General features: G+C 71.8%; 25 protein-coding genes and 1 pseudogene. 12 read left to right on the top strand and 14 right to left on the bottom strand.

Annotation, left to right across the window (positions count from 1 at the left end):
* Positions 1–213 precede the first annotated feature (213 nt).
* Positions 214–2,340, top strand: a complete 2,127-nt coding sequence (fusA, locus tag CTJ15_RS11195) for an elongation factor G (protein ID WP_019463171.1) — start codon at positions 214–216, stop codon at positions 2,338–2,340.
* A gap of 580 nt (positions 2,341–2,920) precedes the next feature.
* Here fusA and CTJ15_RS11190 read toward each other — a convergent pair.
* From CTJ15_RS11190 to queG, 6 genes are all read right to left on the bottom strand, one after another.
* The gene (locus CTJ15_RS11190; protein WP_099781569.1) at positions 2,921–3,226 is read right to left on the bottom strand and encodes an energy transducer TonB; all 306 of its coding nucleotides are present in this window, start codon (positions 3,224–3,226) and stop codon (positions 2,921–2,923) included.
* A 575-nt stretch (positions 3,227–3,801) separates the two neighbouring features.
* Positions 3,802–4,251, bottom strand: coding sequence for an ExbD/TolR family protein (locus CTJ15_RS11185; protein ID WP_019459600.1), 450 nt, complete (start codon positions 4,249–4,251; stop codon positions 3,802–3,804).
* Positions 4,252–4,262: 11 nt separating this feature from the next.
* Positions 4,263–4,988 (bottom strand): MotA/TolQ/ExbB proton channel family protein, encoded by a 726-nt coding sequence (locus CTJ15_RS11180; RefSeq protein WP_019459599.1) that lies wholly within the window; start codon positions 4,986–4,988, stop codon positions 4,263–4,265.
* Positions 4,989–5,035: 47 nt separating this feature from the next.
* Positions 5,036–5,494: a hypothetical protein gene (locus CTJ15_RS11175; RefSeq protein ID WP_026032941.1), complete on the bottom strand. Its 459-nt coding sequence runs from the start codon at positions 5,492–5,494 to the stop codon at positions 5,036–5,038.
* A 335-nt stretch (positions 5,495–5,829) separates the two neighbouring features.
* The gene (gene queC / locus CTJ15_RS11170) at positions 5,830–6,549 is read right to left on the bottom strand and encodes a 7-cyano-7-deazaguanine synthase QueC (protein ID WP_019459597.1); all 720 of its coding nucleotides are present in this window, start codon (positions 6,547–6,549) and stop codon (positions 5,830–5,832) included.
* Complete coding sequence (gene queG, locus CTJ15_RS11165; RefSeq protein ID WP_019459596.1) at positions 6,546–7,649, bottom strand: tRNA epoxyqueuosine(34) reductase QueG; 1,104 nt, start codon at positions 7,647–7,649, stop codon at positions 6,546–6,548. Before queG ends, queC begins: the two co-directional genes overlap by 4 nt.
* A gap of 104 nt (positions 7,650–7,753) precedes the next feature.
* Here queG and CTJ15_RS11160 point away from each other — a divergent pair, with 104 nt between their 5' ends.
* Positions 7,754–8,521 carry an SDR family NAD(P)-dependent oxidoreductase gene (locus tag CTJ15_RS11160; RefSeq protein ID WP_019459595.1) on the top strand — a complete coding sequence of 256 codons (768 nt, stop codon included), beginning with the start codon at positions 7,754–7,756 and terminating at the stop codon, positions 8,519–8,521.
* A 43-nt stretch (positions 8,522–8,564) separates the two neighbouring features.
* Positions 8,565–9,023, top strand: a complete 459-nt coding sequence (locus CTJ15_RS11155; RefSeq protein WP_019459594.1) for a cytochrome c family protein — start codon at positions 8,565–8,567, stop codon at positions 9,021–9,023.
* Positions 9,024–9,051: 28 nt separating this feature from the next.
* Here the strand turns inward: CTJ15_RS11155 and CTJ15_RS11150 are convergent, their stop codons facing one another.
* Entirely contained in the window at positions 9,052–10,137 is a 1,086-nt protein-coding gene (locus CTJ15_RS11150; RefSeq protein WP_019459593.1) for a malate/lactate/ureidoglycolate dehydrogenase, read from the bottom strand.
* A 263-nt stretch (positions 10,138–10,400) separates the two neighbouring features.
* On the opposite strand from CTJ15_RS11150, the gene CTJ15_RS11145 reads away from it, so the two are divergent.
* On the top strand, positions 10,401–10,619 hold the full coding sequence (locus CTJ15_RS11145; RefSeq protein WP_019459592.1) for a DUF3126 family protein: 219 nt from the start codon (positions 10,401–10,403) through the stop codon (positions 10,617–10,619).
* Positions 10,620–10,814: 195 nt separating this feature from the next.
* Here the strand turns inward: CTJ15_RS11145 and queF are convergent, their stop codons facing one another.
* The 4 genes and pseudogenes from queF to CTJ15_RS11125 all read right to left on the bottom strand — a co-directional run bounded on the left by queF (position 10,815) and on the right by CTJ15_RS11125 (position 14,126).
* On the bottom strand, positions 10,815–11,249 hold the full coding sequence (gene queF, locus CTJ15_RS11140; protein ID WP_051004723.1) for a preQ(1) synthase: 435 nt from the start codon (positions 11,247–11,249) through the stop codon (positions 10,815–10,817).
* A gap of 160 nt (positions 11,250–11,409) precedes the next feature.
* A pseudogene (gene tgt, locus CTJ15_RS11135) lies at positions 11,410–12,604 on the bottom strand (tRNA guanosine(34) transglycosylase Tgt).
* Positions 12,601–13,659 carry a tRNA preQ1(34) S-adenosylmethionine ribosyltransferase-isomerase QueA gene (gene queA / locus CTJ15_RS11130; RefSeq protein WP_058389440.1) on the bottom strand — a complete coding sequence of 353 codons (1,059 nt, stop codon included), beginning with the start codon at positions 13,657–13,659 and terminating at the stop codon, positions 12,601–12,603. Before queA ends, tgt begins: the two are co-directional and overlap by 4 nt.
* An 83-nt stretch (positions 13,660–13,742) precedes the next feature.
* Complete coding sequence (locus tag CTJ15_RS11125; RefSeq protein ID WP_019459588.1) at positions 13,743–14,126, bottom strand: hypothetical protein; 384 nt, start codon at positions 14,124–14,126, stop codon at positions 13,743–13,745.
* Positions 14,127–15,041: 915 nt separating this feature from the next.
* Here CTJ15_RS11125 and CTJ15_RS11120 point away from each other — a divergent pair.
* From CTJ15_RS11120 to ykgO, 5 genes are all read left to right on the top strand, one after another.
* Complete coding sequence (locus CTJ15_RS11120; protein ID WP_058389441.1) at positions 15,042–16,253, top strand: Zn-dependent hydrolase; 1,212 nt, start codon at positions 15,042–15,044, stop codon at positions 16,251–16,253.
* Positions 16,254–16,526: 273 nt separating this feature from the next.
* Positions 16,527–17,279: a septum site-determining protein MinC gene (gene minC / locus CTJ15_RS11115; RefSeq protein WP_019459586.1), complete on the top strand. Its 753-nt coding sequence runs from the start codon at positions 16,527–16,529 to the stop codon at positions 17,277–17,279.
* 101 nt (positions 17,280–17,380) lie between these two features.
* Positions 17,381–18,199, top strand: a complete 819-nt coding sequence (gene minD / locus CTJ15_RS11110; protein ID WP_019459585.1) for a septum site-determining protein MinD — start codon at positions 17,381–17,383, stop codon at positions 18,197–18,199.
* Positions 18,196–18,606, top strand: a complete 411-nt coding sequence (minE, locus tag CTJ15_RS11105; RefSeq protein WP_019459584.1) for a cell division topological specificity factor MinE — start codon at positions 18,196–18,198, stop codon at positions 18,604–18,606. The genes minD and minE overlap by 4 nt, the downstream gene beginning before the upstream one ends.
* Positions 18,607–18,696: 90 nt before the next feature.
* A complete protein-coding gene (gene ykgO, locus CTJ15_RS11100) occupies positions 18,697–18,822 on the top strand; it encodes a type B 50S ribosomal protein L36 (protein WP_019459583.1) in 126 nt (41 codons plus the stop codon).
* Positions 18,823–18,971: 149 nt separating this feature from the next.
* On the opposite strand, the gene CTJ15_RS11095 is transcribed toward ykgO, so the two are convergent.
* Together CTJ15_RS11095 and CTJ15_RS24350 are read right to left on the bottom strand one after the other, a co-directional pair.
* Positions 18,972–19,427 (bottom strand): MarR family winged helix-turn-helix transcriptional regulator, encoded by a 456-nt coding sequence (locus tag CTJ15_RS11095; RefSeq protein ID WP_019459582.1) that lies wholly within the window; start codon positions 19,425–19,427, stop codon positions 18,972–18,974.
* A 141-nt stretch (positions 19,428–19,568) separates the two neighbouring features.
* Positions 19,569–19,742 (bottom strand): hypothetical protein, encoded by a 174-nt coding sequence (locus CTJ15_RS24350; protein ID WP_019459581.1) that lies wholly within the window; start codon positions 19,740–19,742, stop codon positions 19,569–19,571.
* A gap of 138 nt (positions 19,743–19,880) precedes the next feature.
* On the opposite strand from CTJ15_RS24350, the gene CTJ15_RS24345 reads away from it, so the two are divergent.
* From CTJ15_RS24345 to ada, 3 genes are all read left to right on the top strand, one after another.
* Complete coding sequence (locus CTJ15_RS24345; protein WP_193009666.1) at positions 19,881–20,486, top strand: hypothetical protein; 606 nt, start codon at positions 19,881–19,883, stop codon at positions 20,484–20,486.
* Between the two features lie 148 nt (positions 20,487–20,634).
* Positions 20,635–21,216, top strand: coding sequence for an NUDIX domain-containing protein (locus tag CTJ15_RS11085; RefSeq protein WP_019459579.1), 582 nt, complete (start codon positions 20,635–20,637; stop codon positions 21,214–21,216).
* Between the two features lie 68 nt (positions 21,217–21,284).
* Complete coding sequence (ada, locus tag CTJ15_RS11080; protein ID WP_019459578.1) at positions 21,285–22,424, top strand: bifunctional DNA-binding transcriptional regulator/O6-methylguanine-DNA methyltransferase Ada; 1,140 nt, start codon at positions 21,285–21,287, stop codon at positions 22,422–22,424.
* 63 nt (positions 22,425–22,487) lie between these two features.
* Here ada and CTJ15_RS11075 read toward each other — a convergent pair whose 3' ends face one another.
* Positions 22,488–22,952, bottom strand: coding sequence for a hypothetical protein (locus CTJ15_RS11075; protein ID WP_058390637.1), 465 nt, complete (start codon positions 22,950–22,952; stop codon positions 22,488–22,490).
* Positions 22,953–22,954 lie beyond the last annotated feature (2 nt).

Raw genomic sequence — 22,954 nt, 5'->3', positions numbered from 1 at the left:
TTTCCACGGCCGGAGTGCTGCCGGAGGGGCCGAGGATGCTTGCAATTCCGGCTCCGGCAGCGCAAATGTGCCACCGCGATAGCGGGGGTCCGGCATCCCCCGGGTTCATCCCCGGGTCCACCCTCCCGGGGGCACCCCGGGACGGACCAGAACCCTTGAGTGAGAACCAGTCTGGCGGGCGAGGCGGCGAGGAGCCGCCCCGGTCCCGCCGCAATGCTTACCCGCGCGGCAGGCGCCGCGAGCTTTTGGAGGCCCACCGTGGCGCGTACCCCGCTCGACAAGATCCGGAACATCGGGATCACGGCGCATATCGACGCCGGCAAGACCACCACGACCGAGCGCATCCTCTACTACACCGGCAAGTCCCACAGGATCGGTGAGGTGCACGACGGCAACACCACGACCGACTACATGGAGCAGGAGCGGGAGCGTGGCATCACGATCACCTCCGCCGCCGTGACGGCCGTGTGGCACGACTACCGCATCAACGTCATCGACACCCCGGGCCATATCGACTTCAACATCGAGGTGAACCGCTCGCTGCGCGTGCTCGACGGCGCGGTGTTCATCATCGAGGGCGTGGCCGGCGTGCAGCCGCAGTCCGAGACCAACTGGCGCCTGGCCGACCGCTACAGCGTCCCGCGCATCATCTTCATCAACAAGCTGGACCGCACGGGCGCCGATTTCTACCGCGCCGCGGACACGCTGACCGAGAAGCTGGGCATCAACTGGGTCGCCCTGCAGCTGCCGATCGGCATCGAGGAGAACCTCAAGGGCGTCGTCGACCTGGTCGAGATGAAGGCCCTGATCTGGGAAGGCGACGAGCTGGGCGCCAAGTACCACGAGGCCCCGATCCCCGACGACCTGAAGGAGAAGGCGGACGAGTACCGCCAGAAGCTGCTCGACACCGTGCTCGGCATGGATGACGCGGCGATGGAGCAGTACTTCGAGACGGGCGACGTGGACGTCGCGACCCTGAAGGCCTGCATCAAGAAGGGCACGATCTCCGGCGAGTTCCGCCCGGTCTTCTGCGGCTCCGCCTTCAAGAACAAGGGCGTGCAGCCGCTGCTGGACGGCGTGGTGGACTATCTGCCGAGCCCGGTGGACATCGAGGGCATCAAGGTCGCCCCCGAGGAGGGACAGGACGAGGACGCCGAGCGCCGCGTGATCCCGGCCGAGGAGAACGCGCCCTTCGCCGGTCTGGCCTTCAAGATCATCAACGACAAGTACGGCAACCTGACCTTCGTCCGCGTCTATCGCGGCGTGCTGCGCTCCGGTGACCAGGTCCTGAACACGACCAAGGGCAACAAGGAGCGCGTCGGCCGCATGTTCCAGATGCATGCCGACAAGCGCGAGGAGATCAAGGAGGTCTTCGCCGGCGACATCGCGGCCTTCGTGGGGCTGAAGGACACCGGCACCGGCGACACCCTGGCCTCCGCCGAGGACCCGGTGGTGCTGGAGCGCATGGCCTTCCCGGTGCCGGTGATCGACATCTCCGTCGAGCCGAAGACCAAGGAGGGCATCGAGAAGATGACCCTTGGCCTGCAGAAGCTCGCCGGCGAGGATCCCTCGCTGCGCCTGAAGACCGACCAGGAGACCGGCCAGACCATCCTGTCCGGGATGGGCGAGCTGCACCTGGAGATCATCATCGACCGCCTCCGCCGCGAATACGGCGTGGACGCCAATATCGGCGCCCCGCAGGTGGCCTATCGCGAGACGATCACCAAGGCGCATACCGAGACCTACACCCACAAGAAGCAGTCGGGTGGCTCGGGCCAGTTCGCCGAGGTGAAGATCCAGTTCGAGCCGCTGGAGCGGAACACGGGCATCGAGTTCGTGAACGCCGTGGTCGGCGGCACGGTGCCGAAGGAGTACATCCCGGCGGTCGACAAGGGCATCAAGGTCCAGGCCGACACCGGCGTGCTCGCCGGCTTCCCGACGGTGGACTTCAAGTTCACCCTGCTGGACGGCAAGTACCACGATGTCGACTCCTCCGCCCTGGCGTTCGAGATCGCCGGCAAGGCCTGCTTCCGCGAAGGCATGAAGAAGGCCGGCCCGGTGATCCTGGAGCCGATCATGGACGTGGAGGTCACCACCCCGCAGGACCATGTCGGTGACGTGGTGGGCGACCTGAACCGCCGCCGTGGCGTGATCCAGTCGCAGGACATGGCCGGCACCTCGGTCATCGTCCGGGCGCATGTCCCGCTGAAGGAGATGTTCGGCTACATCTCCAACCTGCGTGGCATGACCAAGGGGCGCGCCTCCTTCTCGATGCAGTTCCACCACTACGATCCGGTGCCGCGCAACGTGGCCGACGAGATCATGAAGGCCAGCGCCTGATTTCGCAGGCGTGAAGGACCGGCCCCTGCCTTGGCGGGGGCCGGACCGGACCGTGACGAAGAACCCCCCGCCAGCGATGGCGGGGGTTTTTTCTTGCGCGGTGCCCTGCTTCGGCAAGAGGTTGCCTGGCGATGAGCCCCTGGCCTGGGGGAGGGGTTTCACCATTCCCTCCACCGGGTCGCCTCAGGACTTTGGTATTTTAGTGCTTTAGGATTTTAAGCCTTTGCTTGCCCGGAGGGATGCCGTGTGCGATCCCGCGAGACAGAGCGCATGGATAGGCGATGCTGTGGAATGCGCGGTGCTGTGTTGATTTTATTCCTATAGCGCGGCGTGGATGGTGAAGCAAGGGGCGTTTGCGGTGGCGGTGTCCGTTCCCGTTCCCGGTCGGGGGGAGAGGATCGCCGCGGCCTGTGGCACGGCATTGCGGGTTCGGCCTTCGGCATTGGCCTCTGCCGGTGGTGCCAACCCATCGGATACGGGGCGCGCAGCGTCCTGGCGGCCATGGAGTGCGGCGCCGGATCCCGGGCAGGCCCAGGGGCCGGTGGGCCGGTGTGTTCCGCCCCTCACATGAGGCCCGGCGTCAGCGCCGCGTGACGCTGAAGCTGATCGGCACCGCGGCGCTGAAGGTGTCGTCGCTGAACTCCTCCGGCACCGGCGGCAGGGAGGCGCGCTGCAAGGTTTCCACGGCGGCCTCGTCGAGGAGCTCGCTGCCGCTGCTGCGGGACACCCGGGCCGAGATCAGCGTCCCGTCCCGGCGCATGGCGAAGGTCACGACCACGACGCCCTGGATGCCGCGCATCTCGGCCTCGCGCGGATAGCGCTTGGCACGGTTGATCGCGGCCGAGAGCCGTCCGGTCCAGTTCGGCGGCGGGCCGGCGGCGGCCATGCGCGGGCGCGACGGGGCGGCCGGCGCGGCGGTGGTGGCCGGGGGGTGTATTCGCGGGCCGGGGGCGCCTCGGTGACGGTGGGGCGCGGCGGGGCCGGCTTCGGCGGGGCGGGGCGGGGCGGCGTCGGGCGGGGGGCGCCGGACGCGGCGGCGGCGGCGGTGCCGGCGGCGGCGGTTCGGGCAGGGGCTCCAGCGCCGGCTCCGGATCGGGTGGCGGGGCCTCGGCGACCTCCGCCGGCTCCGGCTTCACCGGCTCGGTCACGGGCGGCGGCTCGGCCGTCTGCACCGGCGGGGGCTCGGCGGCCTGCATGGGCGGGGGCGGTTCGGCCTCGGTTGGCGGAGGCGGCTCCACGGCCTTGACGGTCTCGGCGGGCGGCGGGGCCGCGGCGGGCTCCGAGGCCTCGGCCGGGTTGTCCGGCGTTTCCTGGGGGGCCATCACCGCCAGCTCGACCGGCATCTCCACCTCGGCGGCCGAAGGAGGGGGCTCGGGGGTCAGGAACAGCGGCACGGCCACCGCCGCATGCAGCACCAGGGAAGTCCCCCAGCCGAGGACCTGCGCGCGCGTTGCCATAGGATCAGCGCGCCTGGACGGGGGGCGTGCCCGGCTCCGCCTCGGCGATCAGCGAGACGCGGGAGATGCCGGCGGCGGTGATGCGGCCCATGACGCGCAGAACCACGCCATAGGGGGTGTCGCGGTCGCCGCGCACATAGACGGGGGTGTCGGGGTCATCCCCCTGGGCTTCCTTGATGCGGGTGCCGACCTCGGCCTCGGGCACCTCGTCCTGCTTGATGAAGGTGCGGCCCTCGCGGTTCACGGTCAGCACCACGGGCGGCTTGGGCGCGGCGACGCGGGCGGCGGAGGTCTTGGGCAGGTTCACGGGAACGCCCACCACCATCATCGGGGCGGCGACCATGAAGATGATCAGCAGCACCAGCATCACGTCCACCAGGGGCGTGACGTTCATCTCGGCGAGCGGGCGCGCGTCGTCCTCGTCGCCGCCGAGATCGGGTCCGGCAAAGGCCATGGTGGAATGCCCTACTCCGCCGCGGCGCGCAGGCGGGTGTTGGCGCGGCGCGACAGGTTGGCGGCCAGGTCCCCGGCGGCGGCCGCGCCTTCCTGGCGGATGCGGGCGATGGCGACGTTGAAGCGGTTATAGGCCATGACCGCCGGGATGGCGGCGAAGAGGCCGATCGCCGTGGCGAAGAGCGCCTCGGCGATGCCCGGCGCCACCACGGCGAGCGAGGTGTCGTTGCTGGCGGCGATGCCCTGGAAGCTGTTCATGATGCCCCAGACCGTGCCGAACAGGCCGACGAAGGGGGCGACGGAGCCGGTGGTAGCCAGGATCGGCAGGCCCGGCTCGGCGCGGCGCAGCGCCTTGGTCAGCATCCCGCGCATGGAGCGTTCCATGCGGTCGCGGAACTCGGCGCGACTCTCGTCCTCCTCGCGGCCCTCGCGCCATTCGCGCAGGCCGGCCTGGAGGGTCTCGCCCGCCAGCCCGTCCTGCTGCACCGGGGTGCCGGTCGGCAGGCCGTCATGCACGATGCGGGCGAAGCTGCGGACCTGGCGGCGCAGCCGGCCCAGGGTGATGGTCTTCTCGACCATGATCGCCCAGCAGGCGACCGAGGCCAGGATCAGCAGCAGCATCACCACCTTCACCACGATATCGGCCTGCAGGAACAGGCCCAGCATGGTCAGGTCGTGGGGCGGCGGCACCGGCACGGCGGGGAGGGCGGCGGCGGGAAGGGCGGCATCCGGATTCATGGGTCAGACCCTCCGTCTCGGGGTTTCGGTGAAGGGGGCGGGCTGCGTCACTTGTCGAAGCCCACGCCCGGCACGCGCGACGAGGTCGCGATCCGCGGCAGGCAGGCGCTGCGGCCTTCCGGCTCCGGCCCGCAGGCGAGGAGGTCGTTGAGCAGCACGCCGGTGATGCCGTCGCAGGGCAGGCCGGACAGGTCGAAGATCCGGGCCAGCGTCTTGCTGGCGGGCAGAGGGCCGACATCCAGCGCCAGGCGGCGGGCGATCACGCCGTCCTTGCCGAAGAGGATCAGGTCCAGCCGCAGCGGGTCCAGGGCGGTGTCGCCGGGGTTGCGCATCAGCAGCCAGGCGCGGCAGCCGGGCGGCTGCAGGTCGGGCTTCGGCTCCAGCCGGTTCAGCTCCAGGGTGATGGGCTTCGCGGCATCCTGCTGCGCCGCGGCCGGCAGGGCCAGGGCGGTCGCGGCGGTCAGGGAGAGGGCGGCGGTGAGAAGGCGGGACGCAGCCGCCCTCACGCCGCTTCCGCGCCGCGGCGCAGCAGGAAAGGCGGAGGGGCTTTCCGCGTTGGCGCGGCCGGACCGGAGGAGGCTGTTCCGGGTTCGGGGCTGCGGCATGCGGATCTCCGGTGAAAGGCGACGCACAAGGGCGCGGCGCCGCTGCCCCGGCCCAGGGAAGTCCCGGCTGGGGAAGAAAGATGGCGCCGCAGCAATGTCGGGCTGTCTTTCGCTCCTGGCGCGGCGTTTAGCAAGTGAGAATTGCTTGCAAATGCCGCGCCGCAGTCATGTGCCCCACCGGGGGCGTCATCCCGGGGACCCGGCTCCCGGACCCGGCCCGCGCCGCCGGGCTTCCCTCAGCCCAGCGGCTGCGCGACGAAGCCTTCCCAGCCGCGCGCGCGCAGCTCGCAGGCGGGGCAGGTTCCGCAGCCATAGCCCCAGCGGTGGCGATGCGTGCGGTCGCCCAGGTAGCAGGTGTGGGAGTCCTCCACGATCATCTCCACCAGCGCCTGCCCGCCGAGGTCGTGGGCGAGGCGCCAGGTGGCGGGCTTGTCGCGCCACATCAGCGGCGTGTGGAGGACGAAGCGGCGCTCCATGCCGAGGTTGATGGCGACCTGCAGGGCCTTGAGCGTGTCGTCGCGGCAGTCGGGATAGCCGGAATAGTCGGTCTCGCACATGCCGCCGACGAGGTGGCGCAGCCCGCGGCGATAGGCGAGGGCGGCGGCGAAGGTGACGAAGAGCAGGTTGCGGCCGGGGACGAAGGTGTTGGGCAGCCCGTCCTCGCGCATCCGGATCGCGATCTCCGCCGTCATGGCGGTGTCGGAGACCTGGGACAGTGCCTCCAGCGGCAGGGTGTGGTCGGGGCCGAGCTTCGCCGCCCAGTGCGGGAAGCGTTCCGCGAGGCGGCGGCGGAAGGTGTCGCGGCATTCCAGCTCCACCCGGTGGCGCTGGCCATAGTCGAAGCCCAGCGTCTCCACATGGGCGAAGCGGTCCAGCGCCCAGGCGAGGCAGGTGGCGCTGTCCTGGCCGCCGCTGAACAGGACCAGGGCGCCGTCGCCGGAAAGGTTGTCGGTCATGGGGTGATGTCCTCCAGGCGGGAGACGGCCCAGGCGGCGGCCTCCGCCACCACGGGGTCGGGATCGCCGGCGAGGCGGCGTGCCTCGGGCAGCAGCGCGGGGTCGGCCGAATTGCCGATGGCGTAGAGCACGTTGCGGACGAAGCGGTCGCGGCCGATGCGCTTGATGGGGGAGCCCGAGAAGAGGGCGCGGAAGGTGGCGTCGTCCAGTGCGGCCAGTTCCGCCAGGCGCGGGGCGGCGAGGTCCTCGCGGCCGATCAGGGCCGGCTCGGTGGCGGTATGGGCGAACTTGTTCCAGGGGCAGGCGGCAAGGCAGTCGTCGCAGCCATAGATGCGGTTGCCGAGGCGCGGGCGCAGCGCCTCGGGGACCGGCCCCTTGTGCTCGATGGTGAGGTAGGAGACGCAGCGGCGGGCGTCGAGCCGGTAGGGGCCGAGGAAGGCGCCGGTCGGGCAGGCGTCCAGGCAGCGGCGGCACTGGCCGCAATGATCCGTCTCCGGCCTGTCCGGGGCGAGGTCGAGCGTGGTGTAGACTTCGCCCAGGAAGAGCCAGGAGCCGTGCGCGCGGGACACGAGGTTGCTGTGCTTGCCCTGCCAGCCGATCCCGGCCTGCTGGGCCAGCGGCTTCTCGGCCACCGGGGCGGTGTCCACGAAGACCTTGAGCGCCATGGCGGATTCACCGCCGGCGAAGCGGTCCACCATCCAGCGGGCCAGGGCCTTCAGGCGCTTCTTCACCACGTCGTGGTAGTCGCGGTGGCGGGCATAGACGCTGACCGTGCCGCGGTCGGGGCGGGACAGGCTGGCGAGCGGGTCGTCCTCCGGCCCGTAGTTCATGCCGAGGCTGACCACCGAGACGGCCTCGGGCCAGAGCGCCCGGGGATGGCTGCGCTGTTCCGCCCGCTCGGCCATCCAGCCCATCTCGCCATGCATCCCGGCCTCCAGGAAGGCGGCGAGGCGCTCGCGCACCTCCGGCCCGAGATGTGCCCGGGCGAAGCCCACCGCGTCGAAGCCCAGCCGCAGGGCTTCGTTCCGGATGGCATCGCGGGCGGCGTCGGGGGCCGGCGGGGCAGCGGCGGGCCGGGATGGGGCGAGGGTGACGGGCATGGTTCCGGCCCTATCTGTCGCCCCCGGCACCGCGCTGCAAGGATGGACGCGGCCCGGCGGGGGAGTCATGCCGGGCGGTGGTGGCTGAAAGGGAGTCCGGACTGATGGAACAGGAATTCGCGGGGCGGCGCGTGGTGGTGATGGGCGGCAGCCGGGGCATCGGGCGTTCCACGGCGCTGCTTTTCGCGGCGCGCGGGGCGGCGGTGTCGATCTGCGCGCGCGGCGCCGGGACGCTGGAGGAGACGCGGCGGGAGATCGCGGCGCTCGGCGGCCCGGCCCATGCCGGGGTGGCGGACCTGTCGCGGGAGGCGGACATCGTCCGCTACATCCCCGAGGCGGCGGCGGCGCTGGGGGGGATCGACGTGCTGGTGAACAACGCCTCGGGCTTCGGCATGTCGGATGACGAGGCGGGCTGGGCGGCTTCGCTGAATGTCGATGTGATGGCGGTGGTGCGGGCGAGCCACGCGGCGCTGCCCTTCCTGGAGGCCTCGCCGCGGGAGAGGGGCGGCGGCAGCATCGTCAACATCGCCTCGATCTCGGCGATGCGGGCCTCGGCGCGCTCGGCGCCCTATGGGGCGGTGAAGGCGGCGGTGATCCACTACACCGGCAGCCAGGGGAAGGTGCTGGCGCGCCGGGGCATCCGCGCGAACTGCGTGGCGCCGGGCTCCATCGAATTCCCCGGCGGGATGTGGGAGCAGCGGCGGCTGGCGGGGGAGAGGCTCTATGCCGACACCCTGGCCACGATCCCCTTCGGCCGGCTGGGCCGCCCGGAGGAGGTGGCCGAGGTGGTCGCCTTCCTGGCCTCGTCGCGGGCGAGCTGGGTGACGGGGCAGTGCATCGTGGTGGATGGCGGCCAGCTCGTCGGCCCGTGAGGACGGGGGCCGAGGCCATGGCCGGGACGGGTGCGAAGCCGCCATGACCCGCTCGCGCGCCCTGCTGCTGCTCTGGCTGGCCGCCGCCATGCTCGGCGCGGGCGCGCTGGCCCTGCTGGTGCCCGGCGGCCCGGGGGAGGAGGCGCCCGCCCGGCGCGGCGATGCCGGCCAGCCGCTGGAGGCGCTGCTGGCCGGGGCCGAGCCGGCGGCGGGGGCGCGCCTTTTCCGCCGCTGCGCCGCCTGCCACACCATCGGCGCGGGCGGTGCGGACCTGAACGGGCCGAACCTGCACGGGGTGATGGGGGCGCCCGTGGCGGGCAACCGGCCGCGCTACGGCTACACCCAGGCGCTGCGGCAGGCGGGCGGGGTGTGGACCCCGGCGCGGATGGATGCGTGGCTGCGCGACCCGCAGGGCTTCGCGCCCGGGAACCGGATGGCGTTTCCCGGCCTGAAGGACGCCCGGGAGCGGGCGGAGCTGATCGCCTATCTCGGCGGGCGATAGGGGAAAGACCCCGCCGTCCCGGTCTCCGTCACCCCTCGGCGCGCACGCCTACCGTGGCGGCGGCGGCCACGATGCCCGCCCAGCTGGTCTCGTCGATCGGGATGCCCTCGGCGAGGCGCTGCGCCATGGTCCGGCGCTCCGGCTCCCCGGCGACCAGCACCTCCTCGCCCGGCTGCGGCGGGGAGGCCTTCACATGCGCGATGCAGGCCGCGACCTCGCGCTGGAACGCCGCCACGTCGCCCAGGCGGGCGGGGTCGAAGACGAAGCTGAGCATGTTGTTGACGATGCCGCGCCGGGGGGTGTCGTCGCCGGTGTTGGGGCCGCCGCCGCTGAGGCCGCCGGCCAGAACCTCGCACATCAGCGACAGGCCGAAGCCCTTGTGCCCGCCGAAGGGCAGCAGGGAGCCATGGGCGCCCTTGCCGTCGGCATTGCCGGCGCCGCTGTCCTGCGTGCCGTAGAGGGCATTGGGATCGTCCGTCGGCCGGCCCTCGGCATCCAGCAGCACGGGGGCGGGCAGCGTCTTGCCGGCATTGCGGGCGACGCGGACCTTGCCCATGGCGATGGCGCTGGTGGCGAAGTCCAGCACCAGGGGCGGCTGGCCCTCGCCACAGGGCACGGCGATGCAGAAGGGGTTGGTCTGCAGCCGCCCGTCGCTGCCGTTGTGGGGGGCGACGAAATAGCTGGGGCCGAGCCGCACATTGGCGAAGTGGATCGAGACGAGCCCGGCGGCGGCGGCCATCTCGCCGAAGGCGCCGATGCGGGCGAGGTGGTGGGAGTCGCGGATCGCCGCCACGGCGATGCCGGTGGTGCGCACGCGGCCGATGGCCCAGCGCATCACCTCCCGCCCGATCACCTGGCCGAAGGCGTCGCGCGCATCCACCACGGCGAAGGGGCCGTCGTCGCGCAGGAAGCGGGGCGGGGTGTTGGGAACGAGGAACCCATCCCTGCGGTCCTGGAGGTAGTCCGGGATCAGCCCGACGCCATGGCTGTCATGGCCCTTGAGATTGGCCTCGACCAGATCGGCGGCGACGGTCGCGGCTTCCTCGGGCGTGCTGCCGGCAGCCTGGAAGATGCTGGCGGTGAGGGTTTGCAGGCGATCGCGGGCGATCAGCATGGCGGTTTCTCGCTCCCTTTGGCGGATTCTTGGGCTCTGGTTCCTGCCCAAAAGCCTGGACGCGGCGGCGCGCAGGCACAAGCCGCGCGGGCCGCATGGCGGCCACCGGAGGGGCGGGAAAAGGGCATGCGGTGCGCGGCCACAGGCGGAACAAATCGGTTCCGCGCGGAATCCATTACCCGTTTGGGCATTCCATGTGCGGGCCGAAGGGACTATCTGCCCCCGGTCCAGACGTCTTTTCTTCAAGTCACGGTGATTGTTTCATGACCCCTGCCGAGATCGCCCAGGTCCAGGCCCATCTGCGCAAGCAGTTCAACAACCAGCAGATCGTGGTGGCCGCGCCGAAGCGGCGCGGCGGCAGCGTGGAGCTGCGGATCGGCGACGAGTTCATCGGCACCATCCACCGCGATGCCGAGGATGGCGAGGTTTCCTATGCCATCCAGATGGTGGTGCTGGCCGAGGACCTGAACCAGATCGACTGATACGGAGGGCGGCCTTCCGGGGGGCATGGCCCTCGGGAATGCCGCCCCTGGATAGCGCCCGAATACACTCCCCTCTGGGGCCTCCCCCCTTGGGGCCTTCCCCTCCGGGTCTTCCCCTCCGGGCCTTCCATGGGGCCTCGCGGCCGGTGGGCATCCCGCCCGCCGGTCCCGGAGCGGCCCGGGGAGCCGCCCCGTTCAGCCCCGGCCGCGATAGCCCGGCACGTCCTGCGGCGGAATCCAGACGCCTTCCGGCGGGGCGCCGGTCTGCCAGAAGACGTCGATCGGGATGCCGCCGCGCGGATACCAGTAGCCGCCGATGCGCAGCCAGTGCGGCTTCAGCTCCCGCACCAGCCGGTCGCCGATCTCCACCGTGCAGGCCTCGTGGAAGGCGCCGTGGTTGCGGAAGGAGGTCAGATAGAGCTTGAGCGACTTGCTCTCCACCAGCCATCCGTCGGGCACGTAGTCGATCACCAGATGCGCGAAATCCGGCTGTCCCGTGATGGGGCAGAGCGAGGTGAATTCCGGCGCGGTGAAGCGGACGCAGTAGCGCTTGCCCGGATGCGGGTTCGGCACGCGCTCCAGCCGCGCCTCCTCCGGCGAGGCGGGCTGCCGCGCGTGCTGGCCGAGCATGGTCAGCCCCGCCAGCGGATCGGTCCGCGGCAGGTCCGCCGCGCTCTCGTGGCCGGGGGTGGGGCGGCCGGTGGTGCCGGAAGAGGTGTCGTTGTCGCTCATGGGTCTGCACTCGCTGCGGGGCCGGGTTCGCGCGGGGAATCGCCGCCCACGGGGTCGCCTACGGGGTCGGCCATGGGGTCGGCCGGGGCGCGGCCGGCGGAAGGGGCGTTGGGCTGGCCTGTGGCGGCGGCGGCCGATGCGGCGGCGCCCTCGACCCAGCCGGCCTCGATGCGCGCGGCCTCGTCCTCGAACCGCCCTTCCAGGATGGCGCCGCGCAGGCGTGCCATCAGGGTCTGGTAGTAGCGGATGTTGTGCCAGGTCAGCAGCATCGGGCCGAGCATCTCCTCGGCCTTGAAGAGATGGTTCAGATAGGCGCGCGTGTGCCGCGTGCAGGCCGGGCAGTCGCATTCCGGGTCGAGGGGGCGCGTGTCCTCGGCGAATTTCGCGTTCCGCAGGTTCATCACGCCGCGCGAGGTATAGGCCCGCGCGGTGCGGCCGGAGCGCGTCGGGATCACGCAGTCGAACATGTCGATGCCGCGCCGGACGGCGCCGATGATGTCGGAGGGCGTGCCGACGCCCATCAGGTAGCGCGGCTTGTCCCGGGGCAGCAGCGGCGTGGTGACGTCGAGGGTGGAGAACATCATCTCCTGCCCCTCGCCGACCGCGAGGCCGCCGACCGCATAGCCCTCGAAGCCGATCCCCGTCAGCGCCCGCACGCTTTCGGCGCGCAGGCCGGCATAGACGCTGCCCTGCACGATGCCGAAGAGGCCGTAGCCGGGGCGGGGCACGAAGGCCTCGCGGCAGCGGGCGGCCCAGAGCATGGACTGGCGCATGGACCGCGCAGCCTCCTCCTCCGTGGCGGGGAAGGGGGTGCACTCGTCCAGGCACATGGTGACGTCGGCATCCAGCAGGTTCTGGATCTCGATGGAACGCTCGGGCGTGAGGCGGTGCTTGGAGCCGTCGATATGCGAATGGAAGGTGACGCCGTCGGCATCCATCTTCCGCAGCTTGCTCAGCGACATGACCTGGAAGCCGCCGGAATCCGTCAGGATCGGGCCGGACCAGTCCACCATGCGGTGCAGCCCGCCCAGGCGGCCGACGCGCTCCGCGCCGGGGCGCAGCATCAGGTGATAGGTGTTGCCCAGGATCATGCGGGCGCCGGTGGCGCGCACCGCGTCGGCGGTCATCGCCTTCACCGTGCCGGCGGTGCCCACGGGCATGAAGACCGGCGTCGGCACCTCGCCATGCGCGGTGTGCAGCGTGCCGGCACGGGCGCCGCCATCCGTGGTCTGGAGCGTGAAGGAAAGGGTCAAGGAGCGGAATCCTCCCGCCGCAGCAGCGAGGCGTCGCCATAGGAATAGAAGCGATAGCCGGATGCGATGGCGTGGTCATAGGCCGCGCGCACGCGCGCCGTGCCCGCATAGGCGCAGGCCAGCATGAACAGCGTGCTCTTCGGCAGGTGGAAGTTGGTGAGCAGCACCGGCGCCGAGCGGAAGCGGTGGCCGGGCAGCAGGAAGAGCTCGGTGAGGCCGTGGAAGGGGGCGATCGTGCCACCCTCCCGCGCGGCGCTTTCCAGCAGGCGCAGCGCGGTGGTGCCGACCGCGACGACGCGGCGGGCGGCGTTGATGCGCGCGGCGGTTTCCGGTGCGATCTCGCCCCATTCGGCATGCAGCTTGTGCGCGCGCGGATCGTCGCCGCGCACGGGCAGGAAGGTGCCGGCGCCGACATGCAGCGTCACCGTCGCCCGCCCGATGCCGCGCGCCTCCAGCGCCGCCAGCAGACGCGGGGTGAAGTGCAGCGAGGCGGTGGGCGCGGCGACGGCGCCGGGGCGGTCGGCGAAGACGGTCTGGTAGTCCGCGCGATCCGCCGCCACCGGGCCGCCGGGGCGCTGGATATAGGGCGGCAGCGGCACTTCCCCGGCCCGTTCCAGCGCGGCGAGCAGCGCGGCCTCGTCGGAGCCGAAGTCCACCAGCACGGCGCCGCCCTCCTGCCGCTCCACCACGCGGGGGGCGAGTTCCGGGGCGCCGTCGATGGCCAGCACGTCGCCGGGCCGCAGGCGGCGGGCGTTGCGGGCCAGGGCGTGCCAGGTGCCGCCGCCCTCGGAGCGGTTCAGCAGCAGCTCGATCGCGGCCTCGCCTCGCCGGGCATGGAGGCGGGCGGGGATGACGCGGGTGTCGTTGACCACCAGCAGGTCGCCCGGCTCCAGCAAGCCGGGCAGGTCGGAGACCTGGCGGTCGGCGAGGCCATCGGGGCGGACATCCAGCAGCCGCGCGCTGTCGCGTGGCTGGGCAGGGGACTGGGCGATGGAGGCTTCGGGAAGGGTGAAGTCGAAATCGACCGTCCGGAGGGGCGGAAGGGAATGGGACACGCTACGGACTCGCTGGCAGGCGGCGGCCCCTAGACCGGGCGGCCACGCCTGTCCAGTCTCGCCGCTCCGGCGGAGGGGGCGGCTCAGGTTTCCTTGGCGATGATGCCGTTCAGGGTGCGGCAGGCGGCGACCACGGCGACCAGCAGCACGCCGTTGCGGATCAGCCCTTCCGGCGTGAGGTAGTGGCCGCCGAGAGAGAGCGAGTGGGGAAGCTGCGTCACCACGCTTTGCAGCATCGGGTCGAGGTGCAGGTTGGCGGTGAGGTTCACCAGCACCCACCAGGCGATTCCGGCAATCAGGAACAGGGGCGCCAGGATCTCGGCCACCTGCTCGATGAAGGTCAGGGCAAAGGTCGCCACGCCGCAGACCAGGATGCGCAGCGTCCGGCCCAGGATGGCCTCCAGCCGGGCCGTCAGCGGGCGGTCCGCACGGTCATCCAGAACGCTCCGGCGCGACACACCCGACATCGCCATCCCTCTCGAAAATCTCGCATCGTCCCATGCCCGGCGGTGGGCGCGGGGGCCAGGCCGGGTGAAACCACGCCACCGGCCGGAATGCCAGACTAGACCCGGGGATGGCAGGAAGGCCACCGGGGACCGATCACACTCGCGACGGTTGCAGGAACCGGGCAGGGGGTATGACCGCGGGGACATGCCGGCGGATGGGGCGGGGATGCCGGGAAAGCGCTGGAACGGGGCGGCAGCCTCCCGCCGCTCCGATCGGCCTCAGCGCCTGGGATGCCGGGAAGAACGGACCCGGACAGGAACGGGCGCAGGCTGACCGCCCACTTGCATGGCGGCAGCGGCAACCGCGGCGGCGATGGCAGCTGCGACAAGGGAAATCGTGATCATCATCCTTCCTTTCCCGCCACGGCCGGAAACCGCGTGGCACGATGTTCGGGAACATGGGCGGGCGCAGCAAGTCCTTTGTTGCCCAACCCGTGTTCCACAGCCTCGGCAGGCGTGTTCCGGGCGGCCTTGGCCGGGGGGAAAGCGAACCTCCCGGCCTCCACCGCCTGGAACCCGAGCCCCATGCACCTTCCGCCGGAACCCGGAGCGGGAGCGTGGGGATCGAGGCGCTTCCGCGCCAGGCCTGTCCCATAGATTTTGCGGGCGCGAACCCCGGACAAGGTGCCTTTGGGGAGATCCACCATTGCGGTGGGCGCAACCCATCGTGAGCAGGCCGGGCCCGCGCCTCCGGCGCGGAACCGCCGTCCCGCCCTCCGTCTTGCCAGCGGTGCCCGCATCCTGTGCATTGCGCGTGCTCAACGCACCGGCGGCCCAGCGGTTCGGCAAGTTCACGCGGATGGGGCGGAATCGGCGGAAATTTTCGCCATGGCGCGGCTTGCTGCGCCCGGTACCGCTCGTCCAAGCTCCGCCGCCATGAGCCTGAGCAACATCCAGCCCGACACCGGCCGCTTCCTGGCGGACCTGAACGACCTGCGGAAGATCGGCGCCTTCCGGACCGGCGTGCACCGCCCGACCTTCAGCGAGCAGGACATGGAATCCCGCCGCTGGCTGATGGCGCGGATGGAGGAGGTGGGGCTGGTCCCCGAGATCGACGGCATCGGCAACGTGCTGGGCCGGCATCCCGGGCCGGGGCCGAAGCTGCTGGCCGGGTCGCATATCGAGAGCCAGAACGAGGCCGGCTGGCTCGACGGCGCGCTGGGCGTGGTCTCGGCGCTGAACCTCGCCCGCGCCGGCCTGCCGGTGGACGTGATCGCCTTCGCGGACGAGGAAGGCCACTACGGCTCCTTCATCGGTTCGCGCTCCTTCACCGGGCTGCTGGAGGAAAGCGAGATCGACTGCCTCGCCAACCGCTACCACGGCAAGCCGCTGCGGCAGGCCTTGCAGGAGGCGGGCCTTGCCGGCAGGCCCCGGCTGCGGATGGAGGAAGGCCGCTACAAGGGCTTCCTGGAGATGCATATCGAGCAGGGCACCACGCTGGAAAGCGCCGGTCAGCAGATCGGCGTGGTCACCGGCATCGTGGCCATCTGGCAGTACCGCATCGTCTTCGAGGGCATGCAGGACCATGCCGGCGGCACCACCATGGCGGAGCGCCGGGATGCCGGGCTGGCGGCGGTGCGCCTGCTCGCCTGGCTGGACGGAGAATTTCCCCGCCATTGCGGCGAGCGCACGGTCTGGACCTGCGGCCGCATCGCGCTGGACCCGGGCGCGGCCTCGATCATCCCCGGCAGGGCGGAGGTGCTGTTCCAGTTCCGCGACATCTCGGTGGAGGTGCTGGAGCGGCTGGACGGGGTGCTGCGCCGGGGCGTGCAGGAAAGCAACCGGCGCGAGCGCTGCACGGCGCGGCTGGAGGTGGTGAGCCAGTCGAAGCCCGCCCCCTGCGATCCGCGGTGGCAGGAGATCCTGTCCGAAGCGGCCGAGGCGCTGACCCCGGGCGGCTGGCAGCGCATGCCCTCCGGCGCCGGGCACGACGCCCAGTACATGGCGCCGCACGTGCCGACGGCGATGCTCTTCGTGCCCTCGATCGGCGGCATCAGCCACCATTGGAGCGAGGATACGAAGCCGGAGGACCTCGCCATGGGCCTGCGCGTCATGGCCGAGGGGGCGCGGCGCTTCCTGGCCGGATGAACGAAGGGCGGCGGGGGCTGCTCTTCCTCGGGCGCTTCCCGCAGGGCCTGGTGGCCGGGCCATCGCCCTCCCTCCGGCGTCCCGCCATGCCCTGGAGGCCGCCCGGAAGGCATCCTGGCCGGCCCGCCGCGTGACAGGGGGAGCGGCATCCGGGGCACAGCCCGGCGCCATGCCCATGCGGCCCGGCCGCTTGTGCCGAGAGGCGGCTTACGCCACCCCCCCTTGGACGTGTAGTCTTGTCCCGAGAGTTTCACCCGGGGAGACAGCGTCCGGATGTCCGCACAGGTTGCCAATCTCCGTCCCGGTGGGGCCGCAGACCTTTTCCGGCTGAGAGCCGCCAATTTCAGCCTGCTGGTCCTGCGCCTGCTGGACGCGCGGGTGGAGGCGGTGGTGCCCGCCATCGCCGACCAGTTCCGCCGTGCCCCGGGCTTTCTCCGTAACGCGCCGATCGCCATCGGGCTGGACGACCTGGAGGACGGCGCCCAGGTGGATTTCGGGACGCTGATCCGGGAGCTGCGCGCCGCGGCGATCCAGCCCATCGGCACCACCGGCGGCTCGCCCGCCCTGCGCTCGGCCGCGCTTTCGGCCGGGCTGCCGCCGCTGCGCAGCGTGGGCGAGGCGAAGGAGGAGATCCCGGCCTTCACCCAGGCCCCGCCCGCGCCCGAGCCGGCGGCCCCGGTGGAGGCGCCTCCCGCCCGGCGCACCATGATCGTGGACGGTTCCGTGCGGGCCGGGCAGCGGGTCTGGGCCCAGGGCTGCGACCTGGTGATCAACGGCACGGTCAATCCCGGCGGCGAGGTGATCGCCGACGGCAACGTCCATGTCTGGGGGGCGCTGAAGGGCCGCGCCGTGGCCGGCGGGGCGGAGGATACCGAGGCGCGGGTCTTCGCCTTGCAATTCGACCCCGAACTGGTGTCCATCGCGGGCTACTACGCGGTGCGCGACGGGCTGGGCGAGGCGCCGATCGGCAAGGCGGTGCAGGCGCGGCTGGTGGGCGAGGGCATGCGCTTCGACAGGCTGGGCTGAGGGATACGCGCCGGTTCCGGGGCATGGCGGGTCGGGATGGGGCTGACTCGCCGGGGCCGGTGATGCTGTAAGACGGGTTTCGACAAGGGGGACTGGGCGCGATGGCGCAGGTGATCGTGGTGACTTCGGGCAAGGGCGGCGTGGGCAAGACCACGTCCTCCGCCGCCATTGCGACCGGACTGGCACAGACGGGCAAGAAGGTGGCGGTGATCGACTTCGATGTCGGCCTGCGGAACCTGGACCTGATCATGGGTGTCGAGCGGCGCGTCGTCTTCGACCTGGTGAACGTCATCTCCGGCGAGGCGCGGCTGAGCCAGGCGCTGATCCGCGACAAGCGGGTGGACACGCTGAGCATCCTTCCCGCCTCCCAGACGCGCGACAAGGAGGCGTTGACCAAGGAGGGCGTGGGCAAGGTCATCGACGACCTCGGCAAGGACTTCGACTACATCCTCTGCGACAGCCCGGCGGGCATCGAGAAGGGCGCGCTGCTGGCGCTCTACTTCGCCGACCAGGCGATCGTGGTGACGAACCCCGAGGTCTCGTCGGTCCGCGACAGCGACCGCATCCTGGGTGTGCTGCAGAGCAAGTCCCGCCGCGCCGAGGAGAACAAGGACCCGGTGCGGGAGCACCTGCTCGTCACCCGCTACGACCCCGCCCGGGTGGAGAAGGGCGAGATGCTGAAGCTCGACGACATCCAGGAGATCCTGCGGATTCCCCTGCTGGGCGTGATCCCGGAGAGCGAGAGCGTGCTCAAGGCCTCCAACACCGGCAACCCGGTGATCCTGGATGCCGAGAGCAATGCCGGCCAGGCCTACAAGGACGCGGTGGCGCGCTTCCTGGGCGAGGAGCGGCCGATGCGCTTCCTGGGCGTGGAGAAGAAGGGCCTGCTGTCGCGCCTGTTCGGCGGGAGGGCCGCATGAGTTGGCTCGCCTTCTTCCGCAACCGCAAGCCGGAGCCCCAGACCGCGGCCGCCGCCAAGGACCGGCTGCAGATCATCCTGAGCCATGAGCGGATCAGCCGGAACGGCGAGGATTTCCTGCCCAAGCTGCAGCAGGAGATCGTGGAGCTGGTGGCCCGGCATGTCGCGATCAATCCGGAGAAGGTGAAGGTCGATCTGGAGCGGGGTTCCGATCTCTCGGCCCTGGCCATCACCGTGGAACTGCCGGGCCCCGAGGCGGTGGCGCCGAAACCCGCCGGCAAGCCGCCCGCGGAACCGGCCGGCAAGCCCGGGGCGAAGGCCGAGGAGGACAAGGGAAAGGCGGACAAGGGGGGCGAGAAGGCATCCGCCAAGGTGCCGGAGAAGGCCCGCGAAAAGCACGTCGGCTGAACCCCGTTTCCCACCCGCCGGGATGGCGCGAAGGTTGACCTTCGCGGCCCCGCGCCTTATAGGCCCCGGCCAAATTCGGAAGTGTTTGAGATGAAGATCCGCAACAGCCTCAAGAGCGCCAAGACCCGTGACAAGAACTGCGTGCTGGTGCGCCGCCGTGGCCGCCTGTACGTGCTCAACAAGAAGAACCCCCGGATGAAGGCCCGCCAGGGCTGAGATCCGGGGCGCGGGGAACCCCGGCACGGGCCGGGGGCTTCCCGGACCCTGGCCGGGACAGGACCTGACCGGTTCCGCTCCCCTCCAGACGAAAAAGCCCGCCATGGGGTTCCATGGCGGGCTTTTTCGTGCCGGATCGCCGCCGGGCCTCAGCCCGGGCGGATCGTCGCGATGCGGCGGTCGAGCTGTTCCAGCACCTTGGTGCAGAGCTGCAACTCGTCCTCCGGCAGGCCGGCGAGGAGCTCCTGCTCCATCTCCTGGATACGCGGCCGGACCTGCGCCACGATCGCCTGCCCAGCCGGGGTCAGGCGGAGGCAGCGGGCGCGGCGGTCGTTCTGGTCGGCGTTGCGTTCCACGAAGCCATCCCGTTCCAGCGCATCCAGCAGCCGGACGAGGCTGGGGCGCTCGATCCCCAGCGAGGTGGCCAGGTCCTTCTGGTGCACGCCGTCGCCGAGGTTGGCGAGATGCACAAGAGGCCGCCAGACCGCATCCGTCAGCCCCTCCTGCTGCAGCCGCGTGTCGATCAGGGCCCGCCAGCGCCGCGCCAGCAGCAGGAGGCGGTAGCTGAAATCCCGGTTGGTGGCTGGGGCGTTCGCCGGATCCATGGTGCGAAGGGCTTAGCACGGGAAATCGTTCCGGTCAGGCGCGCCATTTCCCGTCCCTTCGCCGCGCGGCGGAAAACCGGCCCGGAAAGTGGCCCCGGCGGCGGGGCCACGTCCGGCAAGCGGCGCCCCGCCGGCCGCTCCCTAGGGCTTGGTGATGCTGTTGACCGTGCGGTCCATCGAACGGCCCATCGATTCGGCCGGGCCGCTCGGCGGGTCCAGCGTGTCGCGGATCTTCTGGCCGGTGGTCCGTTCGGCACAGGCGGCGAGGCTCACCGCGGCCAGAAGGATCAGGGCGGCGGGCTTCGTGATCGACAAGGGCGTTCTCCTGCGGGGTTTCGCCGGGGCTTAACCGGGCGAATCCGGGCCGGGTTGCAGATAGGCGTGACGGGCTCGCGCAGGTGGCGGGAATGTCACAACGCTTGCGTCGCGCCGCCGGGGCGCCATCCTCAGGCCATGCGCACCGTCCTCGCCCTGCTGTTGCCGACGCTCCTGCTTCCCTCCGCCAGTTTCCAGGCCCAGGCCCAGGCCCAGGCCCAGGCCCAGGCCCAGGCCGCCCGGCGCCCCGATGCTGCCGCCTCGCAGGCCGAGGCCCAGCGCCTGCTGGATGCGCTGGCCCGCGCCCCGGATGCCGGGGCGGCGGCCGTCATCGAGGCGCAGGTCCGTCGCCTCTGGGCGGCCAGGGCCAGCCCGGCCGCGGCGCTGCTGGTCCAGCGCGGGGTGCGGAACATGGAGGCCCGGGCCTATGCGGAGGCCGTGGAGGACCTGGATGCCGCCATCACCCTCCAGGCGGACGACCCGCGGAGCTGGATCCTGCGCGGCCAGGCCCAGGCGGCGCTGGGGGACCGGCGCGCCGGGGCGCTGGACCTGCGGGAGGCGCTGCGCCTGGAGCCGAGGCAGTTCGACGCGCTGCTGGCCCTGTCCACGCTGCAGCAGGACAGCGGCGACCTGGTGGGTGCCTTGCACAGCCTGGAGGCAGCGATGAAGATCAACCCGCGCATGGCGGGTGGCGAGGCCCGGCTGCGCGACCTGCGGCGGCGGGCGCTGGGCGACAGCACCTGAGGCGCGGGCCGCGATCCCCGGCAAGAAGGGGCGGCGGGGAAGAGGCGGCCGGAGGGCGTGCCGGGAGGCATGGCCCCGAGGGGCGCGGCCCGCGAGGGCGGGAAGGATCGTCCGGGAAAGCGGCGAGGCGAGCAAGGGGAGTGACCTCATGGACGACCGCGTGCGCATGCGCGAGGTCCGCGTGCTGTCCGACGACACCTATGTCCTGCGGCGGAACACCTTCGATTTCCGCCGGCGCGACGGGCGCTGGCAGACCCTGGTGCGGGAAACCTATGACCGTGGCGACGGGGCGGCGATCCTGCTCTGGGAGCCGCGGAAGCGCACGGTGCTGCTGGTGCGGCAGTTCCGCTTTCCCGCCTATGCGGCGGGCCACAAGGACGATCTGGTCGAGGTCCCCGCCGGGATGCTGGACGCGCGGAGCCCCGAGGAGGCGATCCGGCGCGAGGCGGAGGAGGAGGCCGGCATCCGCGTCACCGCGCCGCGCCGGCTTTTCGAGGCCTTCATGAGCCCGGGCAGCGTGACCGAGCGGATCACCTTCTTCATGGCCGAGTACAGCGCCGCCGACCGCATCGGCGCCGGCGGCGGGCTGGAGGAGGAGGGCGAGGACATCAGCCTGCTGGAAGTTCCGCTGGAGGAGGCCATGGCCATGATCCGGCGCGGCGAGATCGTGGACGCCAAGACGATCATGCTGCTGCAATACGCCCGGCTGCATGAGCTGGGCGCAGCCTGAAGGGGGCACGCGCGTACCGGCGCAACACCCGGATGGCGGGCCGGGGCCATGCCGTGGGACAGGAAGACATGAGCGACACCCTTCTCCCCCTTCCCGACGTGGCGGACCGTCTCTGGGATTCGCTGCTCCGACGTGAGCCGCGCCAGGACGCGGTCTATGCGGTGGCAACCCAGGGCGTGTGGTGCCGCTTCGGCTGCCCATCCCGCCTGCCGCTGCGCCGCAACACGCGCTTCTTCGCCGATGGCGCGGAGGCGGAGGCGGCGGGCTTCCGCCCCTGCCGGCGCTGCGACCCGCGCGGCGAGCGGGGCCGTCTCCATGCCGAGGCGGTGCGCGCCGCCTGCGAGATGATCGAGGGCTCGGAGGGCATCCCCTCCCTGGCCGCGCTGGCGGAACGGGCGGGCTATGCCCGGCACCACTTCCTGCGCCTGTTCCGCGAGGTGACGGGGGTGACGCCGCGCTCCTATGCCGAGGGCGTGCGGGCCCGGCGCCTGCAACGCGCGCTGGGCGGGGGGGCGCGGGTGGTGGATGCGGTGGCGGAGGCGGGCTTCGGCAGCGAGAGCCGCGTCTACGAGGCGCCGGGCGCCGTGCTGGGCATGACGCCGGGGGCGGCGCGGCGCGGCGGGGCGGGGGAGGCGATCCGGACTGCCTTCGCCGGGAGCGCGCTGGGGCTGCTTCTGGTGGGCGCCACGGAGAAGGGGGTCTGCTTCCTTGGCTTCGGCGAGGACCGGGACGGGCTGGAGGGCGACCTGCGCCACCGCTTCCCCCGCGCCGAGATCCGCCCGGCGCCGGAGGAGCTCGCGGGCATCCTGCGCGAGGTGGTCGGCTTCATCGCGGAGCCGAAGGCGGCCCTGGCCCTGCCGCTGGACCTGCGAGGCACGGCCTTCCAGCGGCGGGTCTGGGAGGCGCTGCAAGGCATCCCGCTGGGCGAGACGCGCAGCTATGGCGCGCTGGCGCGGGCCATGGGGGAGCCGAAGGCTGTCCGGGCCGTGGCGCGGGCCTGCGCCCGCAACCCCGTCTCGCTGGCGGTGCCCTGCCACCGCGTGCTGGGGCAGGACGGCGGCCTCACCGGCTACCGCTGGGGCGTGGAGCGCAAGCGGGCGCTGCTGGCCGGCGAGGCCGCGGGGCGTGTTGCGGGCCCGTCGCGCCCGGCGGAGGAGGGACCGACTGGCGCGGAGGGGCATGGCGCCGCCCCGGCCCTGGCGGGCTGAACGGCGCCGGGTCCACTTTTCCCCGGAGCCTGCTTCTGCCCTGAAGCGACTTCCGCCCTCAGCCTATTTCTTCCCCTGGGCGGGGGCGGCCGGCCTGGCGGGCTGGGCCTGGGCCGGCGGCGCCGCCTGGGCGCCCGGCGGGGGATTGCCGCGGAAGCTCAGCGTCTCCGTGCCCACCTGGTCGGTGCCCACCAGCGTCCACTGGCCGGCCAGCGTGCCATTGGGCATGATCTTGTAGACCGCCAGCCCGGGCTGGCCGCCCGCCGTGAAGCCCACCGCGAAATTATCCTTGGTGGACATGGCATAGCCCTCGTAGCGGCCGATGCTGGTTTCCCAGAGCACCTGCCAGGAGACCTCCCCGACGCGGTGCATGGCGAGGGTGCCGTTATAGGACGAGCCATCGGGTCCGTTGCCGATGACGTTGTAGAAGCCGTCCTTCTGCGCATGCGCCGCCGTGGGGACGAGCAGGGAAAGGCCCAGCGGAAGGAGGGCGGTGACGAGCCCCGTCAGGAGCCGGCGGCGGAACATCC

The sequence above is a fragment of the Roseomonas sp. FDAARGOS_362 genome (assembly GCF_002754815.1).
GTDB classification, from domain to species: domain Bacteria; phylum Pseudomonadota; class Alphaproteobacteria; order Acetobacterales; family Acetobacteraceae; genus Roseomonas; species Roseomonas mucosa.
The sequence above is the reverse complement of the archived record's forward strand: the minus strand, read 5'-3'. Positions and strand labels throughout refer to the sequence as shown.

Excerpts from the sequence above, each read along its gene's own strand:
- minE (WP_019459584.1), top strand. The coding sequence starts at position 18,196 with ATGAGTTGGCTCGCCTTCTTCCGCAACCGCAAGCCGGAGCCCCAGACC.
- queC (WP_019459597.1), bottom strand. The coding sequence starts at position 6,549 with ATGACCGACAACCTTTCCGGCGACGGCGCCCTGGTCCTGTTCAGCGGC.
- CTJ15_RS11150 (WP_019459593.1), bottom strand. The coding sequence starts at position 10,137 with ATGCTGATCGCCCGCGATCGCCTGCAAACCCTCACCGCCAGCATCTTC.
- CTJ15_RS11185 (WP_019459600.1), bottom strand. The coding sequence starts at position 4,251 with ATGGCCTTTGCCGGACCCGATCTCGGCGGCGACGAGGACGACGCGCGC.
- CTJ15_RS11075 (WP_058390637.1), bottom strand. The coding sequence starts at position 22,952 with ATGTTCCGCCGCCGGCTCCTGACGGGGCTCGTCACCGCCCTCCTTCCG.
- CTJ15_RS11155 (WP_019459594.1), top strand. The coding sequence starts at position 8,565 with ATGACCCGCTCGCGCGCCCTGCTGCTGCTCTGGCTGGCCGCCGCCATG.
- minD (WP_019459585.1), top strand. The coding sequence starts at position 17,381 with ATGGCGCAGGTGATCGTGGTGACTTCGGGCAAGGGCGGCGTGGGCAAG.
- fusA (WP_019463171.1), top strand. The coding sequence starts at position 214 with ATGCTTACCCGCGCGGCAGGCGCCGCGAGCTTTTGGAGGCCCACCGTG.
- CTJ15_RS11190 (WP_099781569.1), bottom strand. The coding sequence starts at position 3,226 with ATGGCCGCCGCCGGCCCGCCGCCGAACTGGACCGGACGGCTCTCGGCC.
- minC (WP_019459586.1), top strand. The coding sequence starts at position 16,527 with ATGTCCGCACAGGTTGCCAATCTCCGTCCCGGTGGGGCCGCAGACCTT.
- CTJ15_RS11085 (WP_019459579.1), top strand. The coding sequence starts at position 20,635 with ATGGACGACCGCGTGCGCATGCGCGAGGTCCGCGTGCTGTCCGACGAC.
- CTJ15_RS24345 (WP_193009666.1), top strand. The coding sequence starts at position 19,881 with ATGCGCACCGTCCTCGCCCTGCTGTTGCCGACGCTCCTGCTTCCCTCC.
- ada (WP_019459578.1), top strand. The coding sequence starts at position 21,285 with ATGAGCGACACCCTTCTCCCCCTTCCCGACGTGGCGGACCGTCTCTGG.
- queF (WP_051004723.1), bottom strand. The coding sequence starts at position 11,249 with ATGCTCGGCCAGCACGCGCGGCAGCCCGCCTCGCCGGAGGAGGCGCGG.
- CTJ15_RS11125 (WP_019459588.1), bottom strand. The coding sequence starts at position 14,126 with ATGTCGGGTGTGTCGCGCCGGAGCGTTCTGGATGACCGTGCGGACCGC.
- CTJ15_RS11145 (WP_019459592.1), top strand. The coding sequence starts at position 10,401 with ATGACCCCTGCCGAGATCGCCCAGGTCCAGGCCCATCTGCGCAAGCAG.
- ykgO (WP_019459583.1), top strand. The coding sequence starts at position 18,697 with ATGAAGATCCGCAACAGCCTCAAGAGCGCCAAGACCCGTGACAAGAAC.
- CTJ15_RS11160 (WP_019459595.1), top strand. The coding sequence starts at position 7,754 with ATGGAACAGGAATTCGCGGGGCGGCGCGTGGTGGTGATGGGCGGCAGC.
- queG (WP_019459596.1), bottom strand. The coding sequence starts at position 7,649 with ATGCCCGTCACCCTCGCCCCATCCCGGCCCGCCGCTGCCCCGCCGGCC.
- CTJ15_RS11120 (WP_058389441.1), top strand. The coding sequence starts at position 15,042 with ATGAGCCTGAGCAACATCCAGCCCGACACCGGCCGCTTCCTGGCGGAC.
- CTJ15_RS11095 (WP_019459582.1), bottom strand. The coding sequence starts at position 19,427 with ATGGATCCGGCGAACGCCCCAGCCACCAACCGGGATTTCAGCTACCGC.
- CTJ15_RS11180 (WP_019459599.1), bottom strand. The coding sequence starts at position 4,988 with ATGAATCCGGATGCCGCCCTTCCCGCCGCCGCCCTCCCCGCCGTGCCG.